20 protein-coding genes are annotated in these 21,562 nt (G+C 60.4%); 9 read left to right on the top strand and 11 right to left on the bottom strand.

Annotated features, from left to right (window positions below):
• Positions 1-8: 8 nt before the first annotated feature.
• From hflD to LO50_RS01930, 4 genes are all read right to left on the bottom strand, one after another.
• On the bottom strand, positions 9-647 hold the full coding sequence (gene hflD / locus LO50_RS01945; protein ID WP_044313933.1) for a high frequency lysogenization protein HflD: 639 nt from the start codon (positions 645-647) through the stop codon (positions 9-11).
• A complete protein-coding gene (mnmA, locus tag LO50_RS01940; RefSeq protein ID WP_152623946.1) occupies positions 644-1,771 on the bottom strand; it encodes a tRNA 2-thiouridine(34) synthase MnmA in 1,128 nt (375 codons plus the stop codon). The genes hflD and mnmA overlap by 4 nt, the downstream gene beginning before the upstream one ends.
• Positions 1,772-1,840: 69 nt before the next feature.
• A complete protein-coding gene (locus LO50_RS01935) occupies positions 1,841-2,281 on the bottom strand; it encodes an NUDIX hydrolase (protein WP_044313931.1) in 441 nt (146 codons plus the stop codon).
• Between the two features lie 104 nt (positions 2,282-2,385).
• A complete protein-coding gene (locus LO50_RS01930) occupies positions 2,386-4,614 on the bottom strand; it encodes an NADP-dependent isocitrate dehydrogenase (protein WP_044313930.1) in 2,229 nt (742 codons plus the stop codon).
• Between the two features lie 362 nt (positions 4,615-4,976).
• On the opposite strand from LO50_RS01930, the gene icd reads away from it, so the two are divergent.
• Positions 4,977-6,233, top strand: a complete 1,257-nt coding sequence (icd, locus tag LO50_RS01925; RefSeq protein ID WP_014820077.1) for an NADP-dependent isocitrate dehydrogenase — start codon at positions 4,977-4,979, stop codon at positions 6,231-6,233.
• Between the two features lie 61 nt (positions 6,234-6,294).
• Here icd and cspD read toward each other — a convergent pair whose 3' ends face one another.
• Positions 6,295-6,558, bottom strand: coding sequence for a cold shock domain-containing protein CspD (cspD, locus tag LO50_RS01920; RefSeq protein WP_003298830.1), 264 nt, complete (start codon positions 6,556-6,558; stop codon positions 6,295-6,297).
• Between the two features lie 218 nt (positions 6,559-6,776).
• On the opposite strand from cspD, the gene clpS reads away from it, so the two are divergent.
• Positions 6,777-7,139 (top strand): ATP-dependent Clp protease adapter ClpS, encoded by a 363-nt coding sequence (gene clpS / locus LO50_RS01915; RefSeq protein ID WP_003298832.1) that lies wholly within the window; start codon positions 6,777-6,779, stop codon positions 7,137-7,139.
• Between the two features lie 29 nt (positions 7,140-7,168).
• On the top strand, positions 7,169-9,439 hold the full coding sequence (clpA, locus tag LO50_RS01910) for an ATP-dependent Clp protease ATP-binding subunit ClpA (protein WP_014820078.1): 2,271 nt from the start codon (positions 7,169-7,171) through the stop codon (positions 9,437-9,439).
• Between the two features lie 131 nt (positions 9,440-9,570).
• Here the strand turns inward: clpA and infA are convergent, their stop codons facing one another.
• The 4 genes from infA to trxB form a co-directional block, all read right to left on the bottom strand.
• Positions 9,571-9,789 carry a translation initiation factor IF-1 gene (infA, locus tag LO50_RS01905; RefSeq protein ID WP_002553999.1) on the bottom strand — a complete coding sequence of 73 codons (219 nt, stop codon included), beginning with the start codon at positions 9,787-9,789 and terminating at the stop codon, positions 9,571-9,573.
• A gap of 100 nt (positions 9,790-9,889) precedes the next feature.
• Positions 9,890-10,597: an arginyltransferase gene (locus LO50_RS01900; protein ID WP_042928864.1), complete on the bottom strand. Its 708-nt coding sequence runs from the start codon at positions 10,595-10,597 to the stop codon at positions 9,890-9,892.
• A 52-nt stretch (positions 10,598-10,649) separates the two neighbouring features.
• A complete protein-coding gene (aat, locus tag LO50_RS01895; protein ID WP_044313929.1) occupies positions 10,650-11,330 on the bottom strand; it encodes a leucyl/phenylalanyl-tRNA--protein transferase in 681 nt (226 codons plus the stop codon).
• Between the two features lie 51 nt (positions 11,331-11,381).
• Entirely contained in the window at positions 11,382-12,329 is a 948-nt protein-coding gene (gene trxB, locus LO50_RS01890; RefSeq protein ID WP_044313928.1) for a thioredoxin-disulfide reductase, read from the bottom strand.
• Positions 12,330-12,490: 161 nt separating this feature from the next.
• Between trxB and ftsK the strand changes: the two genes are divergently transcribed.
• From ftsK to cysG, 6 genes are all read left to right on the top strand, one after another.
• On the top strand, positions 12,491-14,944 hold the full coding sequence (gene ftsK, locus LO50_RS01885; RefSeq protein ID WP_172602807.1) for a DNA translocase FtsK: 2,454 nt from the start codon (positions 12,491-12,493) through the stop codon (positions 14,942-14,944).
• A 17-nt stretch (positions 14,945-14,961) separates the two neighbouring features.
• On the top strand, positions 14,962-15,588 hold the full coding sequence (gene lolA / locus LO50_RS01880; protein WP_044313927.1) for an outer membrane lipoprotein periplasmic chaperone LolA: 627 nt from the start codon (positions 14,962-14,964) through the stop codon (positions 15,586-15,588).
• A gap of 70 nt (positions 15,589-15,658) precedes the next feature.
• On the top strand, positions 15,659-16,984 hold the full coding sequence (locus LO50_RS01875; protein ID WP_044313926.1) for a replication-associated recombination protein A: 1,326 nt from the start codon (positions 15,659-15,661) through the stop codon (positions 16,982-16,984).
• Positions 16,981-17,355, top strand: coding sequence for a fluoride efflux transporter CrcB (gene crcB / locus LO50_RS01870; RefSeq protein WP_044313925.1), 375 nt, complete (start codon positions 16,981-16,983; stop codon positions 17,353-17,355). Before LO50_RS01875 ends, crcB begins: the two co-directional genes overlap by 4 nt.
• A gap of 72 nt (positions 17,356-17,427) precedes the next feature.
• The gene (gene serS / locus LO50_RS01865) at positions 17,428-18,708 is read left to right on the top strand and encodes a serine--tRNA ligase (protein ID WP_044313924.1); all 1,281 of its coding nucleotides are present in this window, start codon (positions 17,428-17,430) and stop codon (positions 18,706-18,708) included.
• Between the two features lie 120 nt (positions 18,709-18,828).
• Positions 18,829-20,223, top strand: a complete 1,395-nt coding sequence (cysG, locus tag LO50_RS01860; protein ID WP_044313923.1) for a siroheme synthase CysG — start codon at positions 18,829-18,831, stop codon at positions 20,221-20,223.
• Between the two features lie 27 nt (positions 20,224-20,250).
• On the opposite strand, the gene LO50_RS01855 is transcribed toward cysG, so the two are convergent.
• Complete coding sequence (locus LO50_RS01855) at positions 20,251-20,916, bottom strand: response regulator transcription factor (protein ID WP_023446946.1); 666 nt, start codon at positions 20,914-20,916, stop codon at positions 20,251-20,253.
• A 52-nt stretch (positions 20,917-20,968) separates the two neighbouring features.
• Positions 20,969-21,532, bottom strand: coding sequence for a PQQ-dependent catabolism-associated CXXCW motif protein (locus LO50_RS01850; protein ID WP_023446945.1), 564 nt, complete (start codon positions 21,530-21,532; stop codon positions 20,969-20,971).
• Positions 21,533-21,562 lie beyond the last annotated feature (30 nt).

The following is a 21,562-nucleotide window of genomic DNA, read 5'->3' as shown; positions in this document are numbered from 1 at the left end:
CGCCACCGTTAGCGGTCGTCATCCTGGGTCGAGCGCAGCCGTGGATAGAGCGCACCGAGCAGCTTGCGGCGGCTGAAGATCATTTGCCAACGGTGCCCGCCGAGCTGGCGCCACAGACGTGCCGAGCGAATTCCGGAGAGCAGCAGGGCGCGAATCTTGGCTGCATTGTCCGTCTGCTGCAGGTGCCGCATGTCGCCTTGAACCTGAATGCGCTGGCGAAATGTGCTCAGGGTGTCCTGGTACAAACCGCCGAACGAGGCCACGACATTTTCGTGGGTGATGCCGAAGTGCTCGACCTGCTGTTGAATCTGATCCAGACGGCTGCCAATGACCTGAAGCATGTCGTCGCGCTTGTCCAGCTGGCGCTCCAGACCGATCATCGCCAGTGCGTAACGCAGTGGTTCTCGCTGCAGTGCGCTGCTGTCGCGCTCCAAGGCACCGACCAGAGCGCGATAGCCATCACGCAGATTGAGGTCATCACCGCCGTAGATTTCCAGTGTGGTTTCCGGATTGCGGGCCAGCAGGCTGCCCAGCATGCAGCCGAGCGAGGCGTTCGGAACCTGGCCGGTGCGAGCGATGCGGTCCGCCAACGTTGCGGCTTCGAACACTGCGCCGAGTGCAATCAGTTGTTCGTCGAGCGTATTCATGCTCGACCCTCGAACCAGGGTTCGGCCTGCTCAATCACGCCGCCGCCAAGGCAGACTTCGCCGTCGTAGAACACGACCGACTGGCCCGGTGTCACCGCCCGTTGTGGCGATTCGAAGACGGCACGATAGCCGTCTGCCGTCTTTTCCAGCGTGCAGGCCTGATCGCTCTGGCGATAGCGGACCTTGGCGGTCAGCTGGAGCGGAGCGCTGAGGTCGATGAGGTTCACCCAGTAGATTTCCGATGCCAGCAGCGCGCGCGAGAACAACCACGGATGATCGTTGCCCTGGCCGACCACCAGCACGTTGCGCTGCAGGTCCTTGCTCAGCACGTACCAGGGTTCGTCGGAAGCATCCTTGAGGCCACCGATGCCCAAGCCCTGGCGTTGACCGATGGTGTGATACATCAAGCCGTGATGACGGCCGATCACTTCACCATCGATGGTTTCGATATTGCCGGGCTGGGCCGGAAGGTATTGCTTGAGAAAGTCGCTGAAGCGCCTTTCGCCGATGAAGCAGATGCCGGTGGAATCCTTTTTCTTCGCCGTGGCAAGCCCGTACTTTTCGGCGATCGCCCGCACTTCGGGCTTTTCCAGCTCGCCGACAGGAAACAGCGTCTTTCTCAGCTGTTCACCGCCGACCGCATGCAGGAAGTAGCTCTGATCCTTGTTCGGGTCCAGCCCTTTGAGCAGCTCGCTACGATCATTCACGTCGCGACGACGCACGTAATGGCCGGTCGCGATGAGGTCCGCCCCAAGCATCAATGCGTAGTCGAGAAAGGCTTTGAACTTGATCTCCCGGTTGCAAAGGATGTCCGGGTTCGGTGTGCGTCCCGCCTTGTATTCGGCAAGGAAGTGTTCGAAGACGTTGTCCCAGTATTCGGCTGCAAAGTTCGCCGTATGCAGCTTGATGCCGATCCGATCGCACACCGCTTGGGCGTCGGCCAAGTCTTCCTTGGCGGTGCAGTATTCCGTGCCGTCGTCCTCTTCCCAGTTCTTCATGAACAGGCCTTCGACCTGATAGCCCTGCTCGAGCAGCAGGAGGGCGGAAACGGAAGAGTCCACTCCGCCGGACATGCCGACGATGACACGTGTTTTTTCCGGGGCGGTGAGGGTGGTTACAGACATAGGAGCACGCTGAGACTCTGTAAAGGGGCGGAATTCTATCAGGCTGCAGCAGGCATGACGAAGCCGCGTTCAGTTGCGAATCACGTCGAGCGAATGCAGCGGCCCGGTCAGATAGTCATCGATGCAGCGGGGCACCAGTTCGCTGCGCCAGCGTTCAGGTTGCGCGTCCAGCTCGTCGCGGCTCAGCCACCGAGCCGCGACAATGCCCTCGTCGAGATGACGCTGCGGATCATGCTGCAGGGCTCTGGCGGCGAAGCATACGCGCTGATAGGTCACGCCATTGCTGGGCGCGGTGTACAGATAAATTCCCACAACGCCAATAAGCTCGACCTCCCAGCCGGTTTCTTCGAGAGTTTCCCGTACAGCCGCCTGGCGCAGATTCTCATTGGCCTCGAGATGCCCAGCAGGCTGATTGAGTACGAGTCGGCCCGCCTTGAGCTCTTCTACCAACAGAAAGCGTCCCTGGTCTTCGATAACGGTCGCGACGGTGATATGCGGTTGCCAGTCCATAAGAGCTGCCTTGTGTAAATGACGGGATGATAACAGTCACCTCCGTTCAGAAAGCACGAACCCCGGCACCAGGCCGGGGTTCGTGATAACACTCAAGCGTCGATTCAGGCGTTCAGCGCGGCCAGGGCTGCGTTGAAGGTTGCGCTGGGGCGCATCACCTTGCTGGTCAGTTCCGGATTGGAGCGGTAGTAGCCACCGATATCCACCGGCTTGCCTTGCACCTCGGCCAGTTCGGCGACGATGGTCGCTTCCTGCTCGGTCAACTGCTTGGCCAGCGGGGTGAAGCGGGCCTTCAGTTCGGCGTCTTCGTCCTGGGCGGCCAGAGCTTGCGCCCAGTACAGAGCCAGGTAGAAGTGGCTGCCGCGGTTGTCCAGCTGACCAACCTTGCGCGCCGGTGACTTGTTGTTGTCCAACAGTTTGCCGGTGGCCTGGTCAAGGGTCTTGCCGAGGATCTTGGCCTTGCTGTTGCCGGTTTTGATTCCGGTTTCTTCCAGGGACACAGCCAGAGCAAGGAACTCACCCAGGGAATCCCAGCGCAGGTAGTTCTCTTCTACAAGCTGCTGCACATGCTTTGGTGCGGAGCCGCCGGCGCCGGTTTCGTACATGCCGCCGCCCGCCATCAGCGGAACGATTGAGAGCATCTTGGCCGAAGTGCCCAGTTCCATGATTGGGAACAGGTCGGTAAGGTAGTCACGCAGAACGTTGCCGGTCACCGAAATGGTGTCCTGGCCACGAATCATGCGCTCCATGCTGACGCGGATGGCTTCGTTGTAATCCATGATGCGGATGTCCAGACCGCTCAGGTCGTGATCCTTGAGGTAGGTTTCGACCTTGTTCTGCAACTGACGATCATGGGCGCGCTCCGGGTCAAGCCAGAAGATCGCCGGGGTGTTCGACTGGCGAGCACGGGTCACGGCCAGCTTGACCCAGTCGCGGATCGGGGCGTCCTTGGTCTGGCAAGCGCGCCAGATGTCGCCTTTCTCGACTTCGTGCTGCATCAGCACGGTGCCGTCGGCCAGAACGACGCGCATGGTGCCGTCGGCCTGCATCTCGAAGGTCTTGTCGTGCGAACCGTATTCCTCGGCTTTCTGTGCCATCAGGCCGACGTTCGGGACGCTGCCCATGGTGACCGGGTCGAAGGCGCCGTTGGTCTTGCAGAAGTTGATCATCTCCTGGTAAATGCGGGCGTAGGTGCTCTCCGGCATTACCGCTTTGGTGTCCTTCTGCTTGCCGTCCTTGCCCCACATCTGACCGGAGTTACGGATCATCGCCGGCATCGAGGCGTCGACAATGACGTCGCTCGGGATGTGCAGGTTGGTGATGCCCTTGACCGAGTCGACCATCGCCATTTCAGGGCGGTGGCTGTAAACCTCATGGATGTCATGCAGGATTTCTTCCTGCTGCGAGACCGGCAGCGACTTGATCTTGTCGTAGACGCTGCTGATACCGTTGTTCGGGTTGACGCCCAGTTCCTTGAACAGCTCGCCGTACTTGTCGAACACATCCTTGTAGTAAACGCTGACCGCATGACCGAAGACGATCGGGTGCGAGATCTTCATCATGGTGGCCTTGACGTGCAGGGACCACATCACGCCGGTTTCCTTGCAGTCCTGCAGGGTGTCTTCGAAGAAGGCGCGCAGCTTGTTGCAGCTCATGAACATGCCGTCGAGCACTTCGCCTTCCTGCAGAGACAGCTGCTTCTTGACCTCGACCTTGCCGTCCTTGCCGACGAACTCAATGCGTACATCACCAGCTTTGTCCATGGTGATCGACTGCTCGCTGGAGAAGAAGTCGCCACCACGCATGTAGTCGGCATGGGACTGCGAAGCCTTGCTCCACTTGCCCATCGAGTGCGGGTGCTTGCGAGCGTAGGCTTTCACGGCGGCCGGAGCGCGGCGGTCGGAGTTGCCTTCGCGCAGCACGGGGTTCACGGCGCTGCCGAGTACCTTGCCATAGCGGGCGCGGGTATCTTTCTCCGCATCGGTCTGCGGGTCTTCCGGGAAGTTGGGGATGTTGTAGCCCAGGGCCTGCAATTCGGCGATGGCGGCCTTGAGCTGCGGCACGGAAGCGCTGATGTTGGGCAGTTTGATAATGTTGGCATCGGGCTGAACGGTCAGCTCGGCAAGCTTGGCCAGGTCGTCGTCGACTTTCTTGTCAGCGTCGAGCTGGTCGGCAAAGCTCGCAAGAATGCGCCCTGCAAGAGAGATGTCGCGTGTTTCGACGGCTATGTCAGCGGAGGCGGCGAAGGCTTCTACAATAGGAAGAAGCGAATAGGTAGCCAGCGCAGGGGCTTCGTCGGTGAAGGTATAGATGATCTTCGAAGGGGTGGACATTTAGCGATAACTCTCTTCTTGCAGGGCGTGCACAGAATCCCGAGTGCGCCGGATAGGCGCTCTGGCTCTCCGTCTAGATGAAACCAGAAGGGGGATTCGCCGCGGTGATGATGGATGCACCAATAGAGTGTCGAGCATTTGAACCGCCGAGCCGCGGTAGCGACTCTGAGGTTTCAAGGGGCGGGACTTGTACAAGACAGGTTCGTCCCTTATGACTTGTGAGTCATCGCGGCAGTATACCATCGAGCCTGCCTCGGGCAGAACGGCATTGCGCATACGACGAACGAACATGTAGTTTCAGGCAATTCGAGTGGGTTACCCTCAAAGATGATCGATGTCTAACCACGAAGACGGAGTCCAGCATGGGATACCAAAAGATCCAGGTGCCATCCAGCGGTGACAAAATTACCGTTAACGCCGATAACACCCTGAACGTCCCCGACAACCCGATCATCCCTTATATAGAAGGGGACGGTATCGGCGTCGACATCAGCCCGGTGATGATCAAGGTCGTGGATGCCGCTGTTCAGAAGGCCTATGGCGGCAAGCGCAAGATTGCCTGGATGGAGATCTACGCGGGCGAGAAGGCTACGCAGGTCTACGATCAGGACACCTGGCTGCCGAAGGAAACCCTCGAAGCTGTCCGCGATTACGTCGTGTCGATCAAAGGCCCCCTGACCACTCCGGTCGGCGGTGGCATCCGCTCCTTGAACGTTGCGCTGCGCCAGGAGCTGGATCTCTACGTCTGCCAGCGTCCGGTTCGCTGGTTCACCGGTGTGCCGAGCCCGGTCAAGAAGCCGGGCGACGTGGATATGGTGATCTTCCGGGAGAACTCCGAAGACATCTACGCCGGTGTCGAGTGGAAGGCAGGCTCCCCGGAAGCGGAGAAGGTCATCAAGTTCCTTACCGAGGAAATGGGCGTCAAGAAAATCCGTTTTACCGAAAACTGCGGAATTGGGGTCAAGCCGGTTTCACTGGAAGGTACGAAGCGTCTCGTTCGCAAGGCGTTGCAGTACGCCGTCGACAATGACCGCAGCTCCGTCACCATTGTCCACAAGGGCAACATCATGAAGTTCACCGAGGGTGCCTTCAAGGAGTGGGGCTATGAAGTGGCCCGCGACGAGTTTGGCGCCGAGCTGCTGGATGGCGGGCCCTGGATGCAGTTCAAGAACCCTAACACCGGCAAGAACATAGTAGTCAAGGACGCCATTGCCGATGCCATGCTTCAGCAGATCCTGCTGCGCCCGGCCGAGTACGACGTCATCGCAACACTCAACCTGAACGGTGACTACCTGTCCGACGCGCTTGCCGCTGAGGTCGGTGGTATCGGTATTGCCCCCGGGGCAAACCTTTCTGACACGGTCGCCATGTTCGAAGCTACGCATGGTACCGCGCCGAAGTACGCCGGTCAGGACAAGGTCAATCCGGGCTCGCTGATTCTCTCGGCTGAGATGATGCTGCGCCATATGGGTTGGGTGGAAGCGGCAGACCTGATCATCAAGTCGACCGAGAGCGCTATCGCCGCCAAGACCGTCACCTACGACTTCGAGCGTCTCATGGAGGGCGCCCAGTTGATGTCATGCTCGCAATTTGGCGACGCGATGATCAGCCATATGTAAGGTGTGGAATGAAAAAGGCCGATCAGATGATCGGCCTTTTTTTGTTTTGTTTCAGGACAAATCAGGCATCTACCGTCGAGACGCCTTGGGCAGCAGCAGGGGTCGTCGCCTCGGACACGGCCTGCTGTGGCCTGATGTCGGTTGCGTGAAGGCCTTTCGGACCCTGCAGGATGTTGAACATGACCGCTTGCCCAGCTTTCAGAGTTCGATAGCCTTCCATCTGGATGGCCGAGTAGTGGGCGAACAGGTCCTCATCGCCGCCGTCTGCTACGATGAACCCGTAGCCTTTGGCGTTGTTGAACCACTTGACCTTACCGCTTAGCATGCTGTTATCCCTCTGCAAAGGAGTCCATTACTGGAGTAACATCCATTTCATTCCGCGCTTATGCAGCCCGAGGCCTCATGTTGCGCAACCCGTTTGCCCTTGTAGGCACATACTGTTTGTATCACCGTTTTGCCGATAGTCAAGGCGACTCGTCAGCTGGCTGCGAAGCTGTCCATATTTATCTGGCCCCCGCGCCACGACCTAGAACCGTTATGCGCATGCATGCATTTGCTCAGATTCGACTAACATTCAATCAGGACCGGCCTCAACGGGACGAAGACGACGCGTCTGGTCTCGCTGTCCAGGAGGCCAAGCCGGAATTAAAGGCACCACCGATGTATAAAGTTGTCATGTTCAATGACGACTACACACCGATGGATTTCGTCGTCGAGGTGCTGGAAGGCATTTTCAATCACAGCAGGGAGCAGGCCACCAAGATCATGCTGGCCGTCCATACCGAGGGGCAGGCCGTCTGCGGGCTCTATACGCGCGACGTAGCCGAAACCAAAGCGATGCAAGTGAATCAATATGCAAGGGAATGCCAGCACCCGCTGCTCTGTGAGATCGAGAAGGACGGTTAACTCCGACTGCTGGAGAAGAGGTGAAAGCTATGTTGAACCGTGAGCTCGAAGTCACTCTGAATCTGGCTTTCAAAGAGGCACGTACCAAACGTCATGAATTCATGACGGTTGAACACCTCCTGTTGGCCCTACTGGACAATGAAGCGGCAGCCACCGTGCTGCGGGCCTGTGGCGCGAGCCTGGACAAGCTGCGCCATGATCTGCAGGAGTTCATTGATTCCACCACTCCACTAATTCCACAGCACGATGAGGAGCGCGAAACCCAGCCTACGCTTGGCTTTCAGCGCGTACTGCAGCGTGCCGTATTCCATGTCCAAAGCTCTGGCAAGCGGGAAGTGACCGGGGCAAACGTGCTGGTCGCGATTTTCAGCGAGCAGGAGAGCCAGGCCGTATTCCTTCTCAAGCAGCAGAACGTCGCGCGTATCGACGTCGTCAACTACATTGCTCACGGTATTTCAAAGGTGCCTGGCAATGCTGGTAGCCCGGAGAACGATGCGGAGATGCAGGATGAGGACGGTGGCGAGCCGGGTGCGTCGGGCAATCCTCTGGATGCCTATGCGAGCAATCTGAACGAGCTGGCGCGTCAAGGACGGATCGACCCGCTGGTTGGGCGTGAGAACGAAGTCGAGCGTGTCGCGCAGATTCTCGCGCGTCGGCGTAAGAACAATCCGCTTCTCGTAGGTGAAGCTGGCGTCGGTAAGACCGCTATTGCTGAGGGCCTGGCAAAACGCATAGTGGATAATCAGGTTCCGGACCTGCTCGCTGATAGCGTCGTCTACTCGCTAGATCTGGGTGCGCTGCTGGCGGGTACGAAGTATCGAGGTGATTTCGAGAAGCGCTTCAAGGCGTTGCTCGGAGAGTTGCGCAAGCGGCCGCATGCCATTCTTTTTATTGATGAGATACATACGATCATCGGTGCCGGAGCTGCGTCTGGCGGCGTGATGGATGCGTCGAACCTGCTCAAGCCCTTGCTTTCTTCCGGTGAAATCCGCTGCATCGGTTCTACGACCTTCCAGGAATTCCGTGGGATCTTCGAGAAGGATCGCGCCCTCGCGCGTCGCTTCCAGAAAGTCGATGTCAGCGAACCTTCAGTCGAAGACACGATCGGCATTCTGCGTGGCCTTAAGGGGCGTTTCGAGCAGCATCACAACATCGAATACAGCGATGAGGCGCTTCGTGCCGCGGCAGAATTGGCCTCGCGCTACATCAATGATCGGCATATGCCTGACAAGGCCATCGACGTGATCGATGAGGCGGGCGCCTATCAGCGCCTGCAGCCGGAAGAGCAGCGGGTCAAGTGCATTGATGTCGAACAGGTCGAAGACATCGTGGCAAAGATTGCGCGGATTCCTCCGAAGCACGTCAGCAGTTCTGACAAGGAGCTGCTGCGTAACCTCGAGCGCGATCTGAAACTCACGGTTTTTGGCCAGGATGATGCGATCGACTCGCTGGCCACAGCCATCAAGCTTTCACGTGCTGGATTGAAGGCTCCGGACAAGCCGGTTGGATCGTTCCTTTTTGCCGGGCCTACCGGCGTGGGTAAGACAGAGGCTGCACGCCAGCTGGCTCGAGCGCTGGGCGTCGAGCTGATCCGTTTCGACATGTCCGAGTACATGGAGCGTCACACTGTATCTCGTCTGATCGGTGCGCCTCCGGGATACGTTGGGTTCGACCAGGGTGGCTTGTTGACTGAGGCCATCACCAAGCAGCCGCATTGCGTGCTGTTGCTGGACGAAATCGAAAAGGCGCACCCCGAGGTCTTCAACCTGCTGCTGCAGGTCATGGATCATGGCACGCTCACGGACAATAACGGTCGCAAGGCCGACTTCCGCAACGTGATCATAATCATGACCACCAATGCTGGTGCGGAGACCGCGGCGCGGGCTTCTATCGGTTTTACCTTGCAGGATCATGCCTCTGACGCGATGGAGGTCATCAAGAAGAGCTTTACGCCAGAGTTTCGCAATCGTCTGGATACCATCATCCAGTTCGGCCGTCTGAGTCACGAAGTCATCAAGAGCATCGTCGACAAGTTCTTGATCGAGCTGCAGGCGCAGCTCGAAGACAAGCATGTGACGTTGGAGGTGTCAGATGCTGCGCGCAGCTGGCTGGCGGAGCATGGCTACGATGCGCAGATGGGTGCGCGGCCGATGGCACGGCTTATTCAGGACAAGATCAAGAGGCCGTTGGCCGAGGAGATCCTGTTCGGTGAGCTGGCCGAACATGGTGGCGTGGTTCACATCGATATTCGGGGCGGCGAGCCGTTCTTCGAATTCGAGACCACTGCAGAGCTGGCCTGACCCTTGATGGAATCGAGCGCCCGGCTTCGGCCGGGCGTTTTTCGTTCCGGCATTGCGTGCGTCCGTTTCCGGCTGTTTGCTGCTGCAACAAAAAAGCCCGGCATAAACCGGGCATTTTTCTCGCGGCTCGCCTAGCGGGCGCGGTAGGTGATGCGACCCTTGCTCAGATCGTAGGGGGTCAGTTCCACGCGAACCTTGTCACCGGTAAGAATCCGGATGTAGTTCTTGCGCATCTTTCCGGAGATGTGCGCAGTAACGACGTGCCCGTTTTCCAACTCCACACGAAACATGGTGTTAGGCAGGGTGTCGACGACAGTACCTTCCATTTCGAAGCTGTCTTCTTTCGACATTCAGTAAAGTCCTCGGTGTCCAAATGAGTGACCCGGCGCATGCGTGCGCGGGCAAAAGCGGCAAGCATTGTGCCCGAAATGGGTCGATGAGCCAAGGACTTCAGCTGAGCGTCACCCAGCGCTGGTTGACCAGCAGTTCGATGGGGCGATATTCGGTCTTGTAATTCATCTTCCGGCAGTTCTTGATCCAGTACCCGAGGTACACGGCCTTCAGGCCGAGACGCGCTGCTTCGCCGATCTGCCAGAGAATCGCGTAGCGCCCCAGGCTGCGCCGTTCTTCTTCGGGATCGTAGAAGGTGTAAACGGCGGACAGTCCATTGGGCAGTACATCGGTGACGGCGACTGCGAGCAGTCGTCCATCCAGCCTGAATTCGTAGAATCGACAAAACGGTAGGTCGCGCACGAGGAAGGTATTGAACTGCTCGCGGCTGGGGGGGTACATGTCGCCGTCCGCATGGCGCTTTTCGATGTAGGTCGCGTAGAGCGTGTAGAGCTCCTCGCTGAACGCCGGGCGAACACAACGTACCTGCAGGTCAGCGTTGCGTTTGAGGATTCGTTTCTGTTGCCGGCTGAGCTCTGGCGAGCTTGCCGGAATGCGAGCCGGAATGCAGGCCGAGCACCGCTGGCAATGGGGGCGGTAGAGGTGATCGCCGCTACGCCGGAAGCCCATCTCGGAGAGTTCCGCGTACACCTGCGCGTCCATCGGCTGGCTAGGGTCGAGGAACAGCGTGGTGGCCTGTTCATCGGGCAGATAGCTGCACGCATGGGGCTGTGTGGCGTAGAACTTGAGGCGAGCCAGTGAAGTCATGGTCAACTCTCAGAAATCATGAGCTGAGTGTAGGTCAGCTTGCGGTAGCCGACTAGGCGCGCCAGTCGGCTGCGCTGGGCTGATCCAGATGCTCGGCAAGTGCGGCGGCGAATTGCTCACGCGCAATGCTGCGGGCGCCAAAGCTTTCCAGATGACGTGTCGGCATCTGGCAGTCAATCAGGACAAAACCCCAGTCACGCAGCTGTTCCACCAGTGTGACGAATCCAACCTTGGACGCATCGGTAGCGTGACTGAACATCGACTCGCCGAAAAATAGCTTACCGATTGCCAGTCCGTAGAGTCCGCCGACGAGATGCTGCTCCTGCCAGACTTCCACCGAATGCGCGACACCCATTTCGTGCAACTGAACATAGGCTTGCTGCATCGGTGTGGTGATCCAGGTTCCGTCTGAATAGCTACGAGGCCCGGCACAGCCTTGGATCACGTCGGTAAACGCTTGATCGAAGGTCACCTGGAATTCGCCCTGACGGATGCGCTTGCGCAGGCTGCGAGACACATGCAGTTCGTTCGGGAACAGCACCGTTCGCGGATCGGGAGACCACCACAGCAACGGTTGCCCATCCTGGTACCAGGGAAAGCAGCCGTGGCGATAGGCGGCCAGCAGGCGTTCATGGCTAAGGTCACCCCCAGCAGCCAAAAGGCCGTTGGGTTCTCGCAAAGCCGCTTCGAGAGGGGGGAAGCAGAGATCGTCGCGCTTTAGCCAGGTCAGCATGTCGCCACGCAAATGCAGGTAGGGGAGGGCGGGCCGAGGCCCGCCACTAGATCAGTTGTCGAGGTACTTTTCTGCGTCCAAAGCGGCCATGCAGCCGGCACCGGCCGAGGTGATCGCCTGGCGATAGACGTGATCAGCCACATCACCAGCAGCGAAGACGCCAGGGATGCTGGTGCAGGTGGCATCACCCTCGCCGCCACCTCTAATCTTCAGGTAGCCATCCTTCATTTCCAGCTGGCGCTGGAACAGGTCGGTGTTCGGCTTGTGGCCGATGGCGATGAATACGCCGGCGAGATCCAGCTTGTTCTCTTCGCCGGTGAGAGTGCTCTTCAAGCGGACACCGGTCACGCCGCTGGCATCGCCGAGTACTTCCTCGAGGGTATGGTTCCAGTGCAGGCGGATGTTGCCGTTGGCCGCCTTGTCCATGATCTTGTCCTGCAGGATCTTCTCCGACCGCAGTTTGTCGCGGCGGTGGATCAGGTGGACTTCCTTGGCAATGTTGGACAGGTACAGCGCTTCCTCGACCGCAGTGTTGCCGCCGCCGATCACCGCGACGACCTGGTTGCGATAAAAGAAGCCGTCGCAGGTGGCGCAGGCCGATACACCGCGGCCAGCGAAAGCCTCTTCAGAGGGCAGGCCGAGGTATTGTGCCGAGGCACCGGTAGCGATGATCAATGCGTCGCAGGTATAGACGCCGCTGTCGCCGCGTAGGGTGAATGGGCGCTGCTGCAACTCTGCGGTATGGATGTGATCGAAGACGATCTCGGTGTCGAAGCGCTCGGCGTGCTTCTGCATGCGGACCATCAGGTCCGGGCCGGTCAGACCTTCGACATCGCCGGGCCAGTTGTCGACTTCGGTGGTGGTGGTCAGCTGACCGCCCGGCTGGATGCCGGTGATCATCAGTGGCTTCAGATTGGCGCGGGCAGCGTATACCGCAGCGGTATATCCGGCCGGGCCGGAGCCGAGGATGATCAGACGCGAATGCTTGACTTCACTCATAAAAAGCCCTCATAAGCCTTTGTTGCAAATAGAGAAGCGTGCTCCAGTCGAGCCGCGTCGGGAAATCGGGCGTTTATGCTACACCGAAGCATCGGCAAAAGCCCAAGCCGCCGCGGAACCTGCATGCCATCGAATCGACAAACCCGTACAATGCCGGGGTTCTGGCTGACTACGGTTCATCGCGCCGCAGGCGCAGGAAAGAAAGCGTTTTGAAGAATTCCTCATCTACCGCGCCGGCAACCGTCTGGCGACAACAATTGCACTATCGCCTCAAGGAAGGCGCGTTGATAGCGCTCGGTGCGCTCTGCGTCTACCTGTGGATGGCGTTGCTTACCTACGATCCGGGCGATCCTGGCTGGACCCACACCAGCAATGTCGATCAGGTCCGCAACGCTGCCGGCCGTGCCGGCGCCTGGTTTGCCGATGTTCTGTTCATGGCGCTGGGCTATTTCGCCTATTTGTTTCCCCTGCTGCTTGGCGTCAAGGCCTGGCAAGTGTTCCGCGCGCGTCATCAGCCCTGGGTGTGGAACGGCTGGCTGTTCTCCTGGCGCCTGATCGGTCTGGTGTTCCTGGTCCTGTCCGGGTCCGCGCTGGCCTATATCCATTTCCAGGCCGCTCCTGGCTTGCCCGCGTCTGCCGGCGGTGCGCTGGGAGAGAGCCTCGGTCAGTTGGCCGTTCTGTCCCTTAACGTACAGGGCAGCACCCTTGCGCTGTTGGCGTTTTTCCTGTTCGGCCTGACGGTGTTCACCGATCTGTCCTGGTTCAAAGTGATGGACATCACCGGCAAGATCACTCTCGACCTCATCGAGCTGATCCAGAGCTTCTTCAGTCGTTGGTGGAGCGCCCGCGCCGAGCGCAAGCAGATGGTCGCCCAGTTGCGAGAGGTCGACGATGTCGTGAGCGAGGTGGCTGCACCGATGGTGCGCGACCGTCGTGAGCAGGCCAAGGTCAAGGAGCGCATCATCGAACGTGACGAGTCCCTGGCCAAGCACATGAGCGAGCGCGACAAGCGTGTGGCTCCGGTGATCGCTCCGCCTGCTCCTGCCAAAGCCGCCGAACCGAGCAAGCGCGTGCTGAAAGAAAAGCAGGCCAACCTGTTTGTCGATCCGCTGATCGAGGGCAGCCTGCCGCCGATCTCGATACTCGATGCTGCCGAGAAACAGCAGAAGCAATACTCGCCTGAGTCGCTGGAAGCGATGTCGCGGCTGCTGGAGATCAAGCTGAAGGAGTTCGGTGTAGAGGTCATCGTCGAGTCTGTACATCCAGGCCCGGTGATCACCCGCTTCGAAATCCAGCCGGCAGCCGGTGTGAAGGTAAGCCGTATCTCCAATCTGGCCAAAGACCTTGCGCGCTCACTGGCAGTGATCAGCGTGCGGGTGGTCGAAGTGATTCCGGGCAAGACCACTGTAGGCATCGAGATTCCCAACGAGGATCGTCAGATCGTGCGCTTCTCCGAGGTGCTGTCTTCGGCCCCCTACGACGACGCCAAATCGCCGGTCACCCTGGCACTCGGCCATGATATCGGCGGTAAGCCGGTCATCGCCGACCTGGCGAAGATGCCGCACCTGCTAGTGGCTGGTACCACTGGTTCCGGTAAGTCGGTGGGCGTCAACGCGATGATTTTGTCGATCCTGTTCAAGTCCACGCCGGAAGAGGCGCGGTTGATCATGATCGATCCCAAGATGCTTGAACTGTCGATCTACGAAGGCATTCCGCACCTGCTTTGCCCCGTCGTCACGGACATGAAGGAGGCGGCCAACGCACTGCGCTGGAGCGTCGCCGAGATGGAGCGGCGCTACAAGCTGATGGCGGCCATGGGCGTGCGTAACCTCGCGGGCTTCAATCGCAAGGTCAAGGAAGCCGAAGAGGCGGGCACACCGCTTACCGATCCGCTGTTCCGTCGCGAGAGCATGGATGACCAGCCGCCGCCGCTGAAATCCCTGCCGACCATCGTCGTGGTGGTGGACGAATTCGCCGACATGATGATGATCGTCGGCAAGAAGGTCGAAGAGCTGATCGCGCGTATCGCACAGAAGGCACGCGCGGCGGGTATTCACCTGATCCTTGCCACCCAGCGTCCGTCGGTGGATGTGATTACCGGCCTGATCAAGGCCAACATTCCGACCCGAATGGCATTCCAGGTATCCAGCAAGATTGATTCGCGCACCATCCTCGACCAAGGTGGTGCCGAGCAGTTGCTGGGGCACGGTGACATGCTCTACCTGCCGCCGGGCACCGGCCTGCCGATTCGTGTCCATGGCGCGTTCGTTTCCGATGAGGAAGTGCACCGGGTGGTCGAGGCCTGGAAGGCCCGTGGCGCGCCTGACTACATTGAAGACATTCTTGCTGGCGCCGAAGAGGCGGGTAGCGGCTTCGATGGTAGCAGTGGCGAAGGCAGCGGAGAGGGCAGCGAAGAAGACCCGTTATACGACGAGGCCGTTCGCTTCGTCACTGAAAGCCGCCGTGCGTCGATTTCCGCCGTGCAGCGCAAACTCAAGATTGGCTATAACCGCGCCGCGCGGATGATCGAGGCCATGGAAATGGCTGGCGTGGTGACATCCATGAACACCAATGGCTCGCGCGAAGTCATCGCGCCGCCGCCTATGCGCGATTGAATCGCTTCGAGGGCTAAATGCAATTGATCCGTTTGCTGTGTGCATCTGTCCTGATGGTTGCCCTGGCCCCGGCACACGCCGACCAGGCTGCATCCACCAAACGACTGACTGATTTGCTGAACCAGGCTGAAACCCTGACCGGCCGTTTCTCGCAGCTGTCGCTCGACGGCAGCGGCACCCAGCTGCAGGAAACCTCCGGTGAACTGGCGCTCAAGCGCCCCGGGCAGTTCCGCTGGCACACCGATGCACCGATGGAGCAGCTGCTGGTCTCCAACGGCGAGAAGGTCTGGTTGTATGACCCAGACCTGGAGCAGGTCACCGTCCAGCAACTCGACCAGCGCTTGACGCATACCCCGGCGCTACTGCTCTCCGGTGACGTGTCGACCATCAGCGAGAACTTCGAGGTTTCCCACAAGGAGGCCGGTGAGGTTGTGGATTTCACCCTCAAGCCCAAGGCCAAGGACACGTTGTTCGATAATCTGCGCCTGTCGTTCCGTAGCGGCGTGATCAACGACATGCAGCTGATCGACAGCGTCGGTCAGCGCACCAATATCCTCTTCATGGGCGTGAAGATGAATCAGCCGCTCAACGCCGACATGTTCACCTTCGAGATTCCTGAGGGTGCCGACGTCATTTCCGAGTGACCCTCATCTGACATTCGTATCAGGCGGCCTGCGCAGCGGCTGGCCGCTGCAATCGAGGTAACCGTCCGCAATGGACCTGTTCAGCCGCGAACCTGTCGCCCAACCCCTTGCTGCGCGTCTGCGTGCAGCCAGCCTCGACGAGTACGTCGGGCAGGAGCATCTGCTCGCGCGTGGCAAGCCGTTGCGCGAGGCGCTGGAACAGGGCGCGCTGCATTCCATGGTGTTCTGGGGGCCGCCCGGGGTTGGTAAGACCACTCTGGCGCGGCTCCTGGCAAAAGTGTCCGATGCCCATTTCGAAACGGTTTCCGCCGTGCTCGCCGGGGTCAAGGAGATTCGCCAGGCGGTCGAGATCGCCAAGCAGACGGCAGCCCAGTACGGACGGCGCACCATCCTGTTCGTCGATGAAGTGCATCGCTTCAACAAGTCCCAGCAGGACGCCTTCCTGCCTTACGTCGAAGACGGCACGCTGATCTTCATCGGAGCGACCACCGAGAATCCCTCCTTCGAACTCAACAACGCCTTGCTCTCGCGTGCCCGCGTCTACGTGCTGAAAAGTCTCGACGAAGCGGCGCTGCGTAAACTGGTCGCCCGTGCGCTGAGTGATCCAAAAGGGCTGGGTGACTTGCATCTGGGGCTGCCGGAAGAGAGCTTCCAGATGCTGCTGGCTGCTGCCGATGGTGACGGTCGTCGGCTGCTCAACCTGCTGGAGAACGCATCGGACCTGGCCGAGGAGGGCGGTAGCATCAGCACCGACTTGCTGCAGGATCTGCTGGGTGACAGCCGTCGCCGTTTCGACAAGGGCGGTGAGGCGTTCTACGACCAGATTTCGGCACTGCACAAGTCCGTGCGCGGCTCCAATCCCGACGCGGCACTGTACTGGTTCGCGCGTATGCTCGATGGTGGCTGCGACCCGCTGTACATCGCCCGGCGCGTCGTGCGCATGGCCAGCGAGGAGATCGGCAATGCCGACCCACGCGCGCTGCCGCTGTGTCTGAACGCCTGGGATGTGCAGGAGCGCCTGGGTAGCCCGGAAGGGGAGCTGGCCGTGGCGCAGGCGATCGTCTATCTCGCCTGCGCGCCGAAGAGCAACGCCGTCTACACGGCGTTCAAGGCGGCCATGCGTGATGCCGCCGAGAACGGCTCGCAGGAAGTGCCGCTGCATTTGCGTAATGCACCGACCAAGCTGATGAAAGAACTCGGCTACGGCAACGAATACCGCTACGCCCACGACGAACCGGATGCCTATGCTGCAGGCGAGGATTATTTTCCCGAAGCGATGCAGCCGCGGCGTTACTACCATCCCGCCCCGCGCGGGCTGGAAAGCAAGATCCGCGACAAGCTCGAGCACCTTGCCCGGCTCGACCGCGAAAGCCCGAAACAACGGAGAAAGGAATGATCCGCATGGCCTTCGCCGTCGCCTGTGGCGGCGTGATCGGGACTCTGTTGCGCTTTGCCCTGGCTACCTGGGTCAGCAATCAATGGCCACGGCATTTCTATCTGGCCACGTTGGCCGTGAACCTGCTGGGGTGCCTGCTGATCGGCTATCTCTATGCAACCTTTCTCGCCCGACCGGACATTTCACCCGAGCTGCGTGGCGCACTGATCATCGGTTTTCTTGGCGCACTGACGACCTTCTCTAGCTTCTCACTTGACGCACTGCGGCTGCTTGAAAGCGGTCAGCTGGCGACTGCCTTCGCCTATGTCGGCGGCAGCGTGTTCGGTGGCCTGTTGGCGGCCTGGACCGGTCTGGCGCTCGCCAGGTTATGAACCGGCGCGCGTTCACAGTAAACTTCGCTCCCTCTTCGCCCTTCATCCAAGCTTTCACAGACGAGACCCACCATGCTTGATTCGAAACTGGTACGCACTCAGCTACAGGACGTGGCGGCCCGCCTGGCCACCCGTGGCTACCAGCTGGACGTGGCGCGCATCGAAGCGCTGGAAGCTCAGCGCAAGACCGTGCAGACCCGCACCGAACAACTTCAGGCCGAGCGCAACGCGCGCTCCAAATCCATCGGCCAGGCCAAGCAGCGCGGTGAGGACATCGCGCCGTTGCTCGCCGACGTGGATCGCATGGGCTCGGAGCTCGACTCCGGCAAGCAGGAGCTGGACCGCATCCAGAGCGAACTCGACCAGCTGATGCTGAGCATTCCCAACCTGCCGCACGAGTCGGTGCCGGTGGGTGCGGACGAGGATGAGAACGTCGAGGTTCGCCGCTGGGGGACGCCGAAGACTTTCGACTTCGACGTTCAGGATCACGTCGCCCTGGGCGAGCAGCATGGCTGGCTGGACTTCGAGACCGCGGCCAAGCTGTCCGGTGCGCGCTTCGCCCTGATGCGCGGCCCGATTGCCCGCCTGCATCGCGCCCTGGCGCAATTCATGATCGACCTGCACACCCGCGATCACGGCTATGAAGAGGCCTACACGCCGTATCTCGTACAGGCGCCGGCGCTTCAGGGTACCGGTCAGTTGCCGAAATTCGAGGAAGACCTGTTCAAGATCAGCCGTGAAGGCGAAGCGGACTTCTACCTGATTCCGACCGCCGAGGTATCGCTGACCAACATCGTGTCCGGCGAGATTCTCGATGCCAAGCAGCTGCCGCTGAAGTTCGTCGCCCACACGCCCTGTTTCCGCAGCGAGGCCGGCGCCTCCGGGCGCGATACCCGCGGCATGATCCGTCAGCACCAGTTCGACAAGGTCGAGATGGTGCAGATCGTCCAGCCGTCCAGGTCGTTCGAGGCGCTGGAAGAGCTGACCGGCAATGCCGAGAAGGTGCTGCAGCTGCTGGAACTGCCTTACCGTGTGTTGTCGCTGTGCACCGGCGACATGGGCTTCGGCGCGACCAAGACCTATGACCTGGAAGTCTGGGTGCCGAGCCAGGACAAGTACCGAGAGATTTCTTCCTGCTCCAACTGCGGTGATTTCCAGGCGCGGCGCATGCAGGCGCGTTATCGCAATCCGGAAACCGGCAAGCCGGAGCTCGTGCACACCCTCAATGGTTCGGGCCTGGCGGTCGGTCGTACCCTGGTCGCCGTACTGGAGAACTACCAGCAGGCTGACGGAAGCGTTGTGGTACCCGACGTGCTGAAACCATACATGGGTGGTATCGAAGTCATCGGCTGAGGCAGCGGCGCTGCGTCATCGCGGTTCGGCATCAGGCCGGATCCTTGATATTCGACAAGGGGCATCGCGGCCTAAATGGCTGTGATGCCCATACCACCAACGACTCTCCAGGATTCGCCCATGGAATACCTCCCGCTGTTCCACAATCTCCAAGGCCGCAGGGTGTTGATCGTCGGGGGCGGTGAGATTGCACTGCGCAAGGCGCGGCTGCTGAGCGAAGCCGGAGCACGGCTGCGGGTGGTGGCGCCGAGTATCGAGGCGCAACTGGCCAAACTGGTAGAGGCGGGCGATGGCGAATGCCTCGATCGTGGCTATGACCCGCAAGACCTGCAGGGCTGTGTGCTGGCCATCGCAGCCACCGATGACGAGCCGCTGAATGCCGCGGTTTCGCAGCACGCCAATGCGCTGGGTATGCCGGTCAACGTGGTCGACTCACCGCAGCTGTGCAGCGTGATCTTCCCGGCTATCGTCGACCGCTCGCCGCTGGTGATTGCGGTTTCCAGTGGTGGCGATGCACCGGTGCTGGCGCGGTTGATCCGCGCGCGTATCGAGACCTGGATTCCGGCAGCCTACGGCCAGCTGGCCGGGCTGGCCAAGCAGTTCCGCGCCCAGGTCAAAGCCAAGTTTGCCAATGTCCAGCAGCGGCGGGTGTTCTGGGAGGAAACCTTTCAGGGACCGATCGCCGAGCAAGCGTTGGCCGGTTGCAGCGCCGAAGCCGAGCGCCTGCTGGCGGAGAAGCTTGCCGGTGCAGCGCCGCGCGCACTGGGCGAGGTCTATCTGGTAGGTGCCGGCCCGGGCGATCCCGACCTGTTGACCTTCCGTGCCCTGCGCCTGATGCAGCAGGCCGATGTCGTGCTCTACGACCGTCTGGTTGCTCCGGCGATCATCGACCTGTGCCGGCGCGATGCCGATCGCATCTACGTTGGCAAGCAACGTGCGGATCATGCTGTGCCGCAGGAGCAGATCAACCGGCAGCTGGTGACACTGGCCAAGGAAGGCAAGCGCGTGCTGCGGCTCAAGGGAGGCGATCCGTTCATTTTCGGCCGGGGTGGCGAAGAAATCGAAGAGCTGGCAGCCAACGGCGTGCCGTTCCAGGTGGTGCCGGGCATTACCGCCGCCAGTGGCTGCGCGGCCTATGCCGGTATTCCGCTCACTCATCGCGATCATGCGCAGTCGGTACGTTTCGTCACCGGGCATCTCAAGGATGGCAGCTGCGATCTGCCCTGGGCGGAACTTGCCGCGCCAGCGCAGACGCTGGTGTTCTACATGGGCCTGGTGGGCTTGCCGGTGATCTGTCAGCAACTGATTGCCCATGGGCGTTCGGCGGATACGCCTGCGGCGCTGGTGCAGCAGGGTACCACCACCAATCAGCGAGTCTTCACCGGAACGCTGGAAACCCTAGCCCAGCGTATCGCCCAGGAACAGGTGCAGGCACCGACCCTGCTGATCGTCGGTGAAGTGGTTCAGCTACGCGAGAAACTGGCCTGGTTCGAAGGCGCCCAGGCGAACGCCTAGCGGGAGATCGAGGCTATCTGCGCCGTTTCAGCGGCGCAGATAAGCGGTGAAATCGATGTCGCCGGCAGAAAGGATCGCCTGTACACGGTTGTGCACGTTGAGCTTGCGCAGAATCGCCGAGACATGTGCCTTCACCGTGGTCTCGGCGATGTCGAGGTTGTAGGCGATCTGCTTGTTGGATTCGCCCTTGGTCATGCGTTCGAGCACCAGCAGCTGCTTGCGGGTCAGCGCCTGCAACAGCTCCGGCGGGATCGACGGCTCGTTGTGATGCGCATGGCGGCTGGCGCTCTTCTGGCTGCGGATGATGTCCGAGGGCAGGTAGACGTTGCCGTTGAGAATCTGTTCGATGGCCTCGGTCATCTGCGCCCGCGGCGAGGATTTGGTGATGAAACCGACCGCGCCGTAGGTGATCGCCTGCAGCACGATCTGCTTGTCCTGCTCGGCCGAGACGATCACCACGGGAATCGTCGGGGCCTCGTTGCGCAGGTTGATCAACCCGTTCAGCCCGTGCATGCCGGGCATGTTGAGGTCGAGCAGGACCAGATCGAGGTCGTCGTGCTCGAGCGTCAAGGCAAGGGCGCTGTCGAGGTCGGCAGTTTCGAGAATTTCGCTGTCGGGGAAGCCGTCGCGAATGACGTTATGGATGGCTTCACGGAACAGCGGATGGTCGTCCGCAATCAGGATCTTGTACAAGGCCGGTCACCTCTTTGTTGTGATTATGGTGGGGGCATGCTGGTCAGGTGAACTACTCGTCGCCAGGCAGGGGCTCCGGCGTAGCAGGGTGCAAGCGCAGGCCCGCCTGTTCCCAGCCATCCACCCCGTCTCGATACCAGTACAGTCGTTTGTAGCCCAGCCCATGTGCGCGCCTGGTGGCGTTCCAGCCGAGCCAGCAGTCCGAGCGGCAGTAGAAAACCAGTGGCCGCTCCTGATCGCCCCCGCTCACGCGGGCCAGATTATCGCTGAAATAGCTGGCCCACTGCGGTTGCAGATTTCCATCGCCGGTGTTCGCCAGCCAGATGCTGCCCGGCAGGTTGGCGTGGGGCTCGCTGTCGACGAAGCGACCAGCCAGCCACTGGCTGCGATACACGTCCACCAGCACCACGTCAGGCTCCTTCGCGAGCAACGCCTGCAGAGCCGCGGTGTCCAGCGTTTGCGCGCCCTCGGCGGTTGCCGGCGTCGGGCTGCGGTATTGCGTCTGGCGGTAACCCTCGGCAGAGAACAGCGCGAGCTGCTCTTCGGCCACGGCAGTCACGGACATGCCGAAACCAGGCAGCGCGGCGATCAGCAACGGCAGCAGCGACCTGAACATAGTCCGTATTCCATGGCGTTTTGATAGGTC

Origin of the sequence: Stutzerimonas stutzeri (assembly GCF_000935215.1) — a bacterium.
Taxonomy (GTDB): Bacteria; Pseudomonadota; Gammaproteobacteria; order Pseudomonadales; family Pseudomonadaceae; genus Stutzerimonas.
The sequence above is the reverse complement of the archived record's forward strand: the minus strand, read 5'-3'. Positions and strand labels throughout refer to the sequence as shown.

Excerpts from the sequence above, each read along its gene's own strand:
- clpA (WP_014820078.1), top strand. The coding sequence starts at position 7,169 with ATGTTGAACCGTGAGCTCGAAGTCACTCTGAATCTGGCTTTCAAAGAG.
- hflD (WP_044313933.1), bottom strand. The coding sequence starts at position 647 with ATGAATACGCTCGACGAACAACTGATTGCACTCGGCGCAGTGTTCGAA.
- trxB (WP_044313928.1), bottom strand. The coding sequence starts at position 12,329 with ATGAGTGAAGTCAAGCATTCGCGTCTGATCATCCTCGGCTCCGGCCCG.
- clpS (WP_003298832.1), top strand. The coding sequence starts at position 6,777 with ATGCATGCATTTGCTCAGATTCGACTAACATTCAATCAGGACCGGCCT.
- LO50_RS01900 (WP_042928864.1), bottom strand. The coding sequence starts at position 10,597 with ATGACTTCACTGGCTCGCCTCAAGTTCTACGCCACACAGCCCCATGCG.
- LO50_RS01875 (WP_044313926.1), top strand. The coding sequence starts at position 15,659 with ATGGACCTGTTCAGCCGCGAACCTGTCGCCCAACCCCTTGCTGCGCGT.
- lolA (WP_044313927.1), top strand. The coding sequence starts at position 14,962 with ATGCAATTGATCCGTTTGCTGTGTGCATCTGTCCTGATGGTTGCCCTG.
- serS (WP_044313924.1), top strand. The coding sequence starts at position 17,428 with ATGCTTGATTCGAAACTGGTACGCACTCAGCTACAGGACGTGGCGGCC.
- infA (WP_002553999.1), bottom strand. The coding sequence starts at position 9,789 with ATGTCGAAAGAAGACAGCTTCGAAATGGAAGGTACTGTCGTCGACACC.
- LO50_RS01850 (WP_023446945.1), bottom strand. The coding sequence starts at position 21,532 with ATGTTCAGGTCGCTGCTGCCGTTGCTGATCGCCGCGCTGCCTGGTTTC.
- LO50_RS01935 (WP_044313931.1), bottom strand. The coding sequence starts at position 2,281 with ATGGACTGGCAACCGCATATCACCGTCGCGACCGTTATCGAAGACCAG.
- LO50_RS01930 (WP_044313930.1), bottom strand. The coding sequence starts at position 4,614 with ATGTCCACCCCTTCGAAGATCATCTATACCTTCACCGACGAAGCCCCT.
- cysG (WP_044313923.1), top strand. The coding sequence starts at position 18,829 with ATGGAATACCTCCCGCTGTTCCACAATCTCCAAGGCCGCAGGGTGTTG.
- mnmA (WP_152623946.1), bottom strand. The coding sequence starts at position 1,771 with ATGTCTGTAACCACCCTCACCGCCCCGGAAAAAACACGTGTCATCGTC.
- aat (WP_044313929.1), bottom strand. The coding sequence starts at position 11,330 with ATGCTGACCTGGCTAAAGCGCGACGATCTCTGCTTCCCCCCTCTCGAA.
- icd (WP_014820077.1), top strand. The coding sequence starts at position 4,977 with ATGGGATACCAAAAGATCCAGGTGCCATCCAGCGGTGACAAAATTACC.
- cspD (WP_003298830.1), bottom strand. The coding sequence starts at position 6,558 with ATGCTAAGCGGTAAGGTCAAGTGGTTCAACAACGCCAAAGGCTACGGG.
- crcB (WP_044313925.1), top strand. The coding sequence starts at position 16,981 with ATGATCCGCATGGCCTTCGCCGTCGCCTGTGGCGGCGTGATCGGGACT.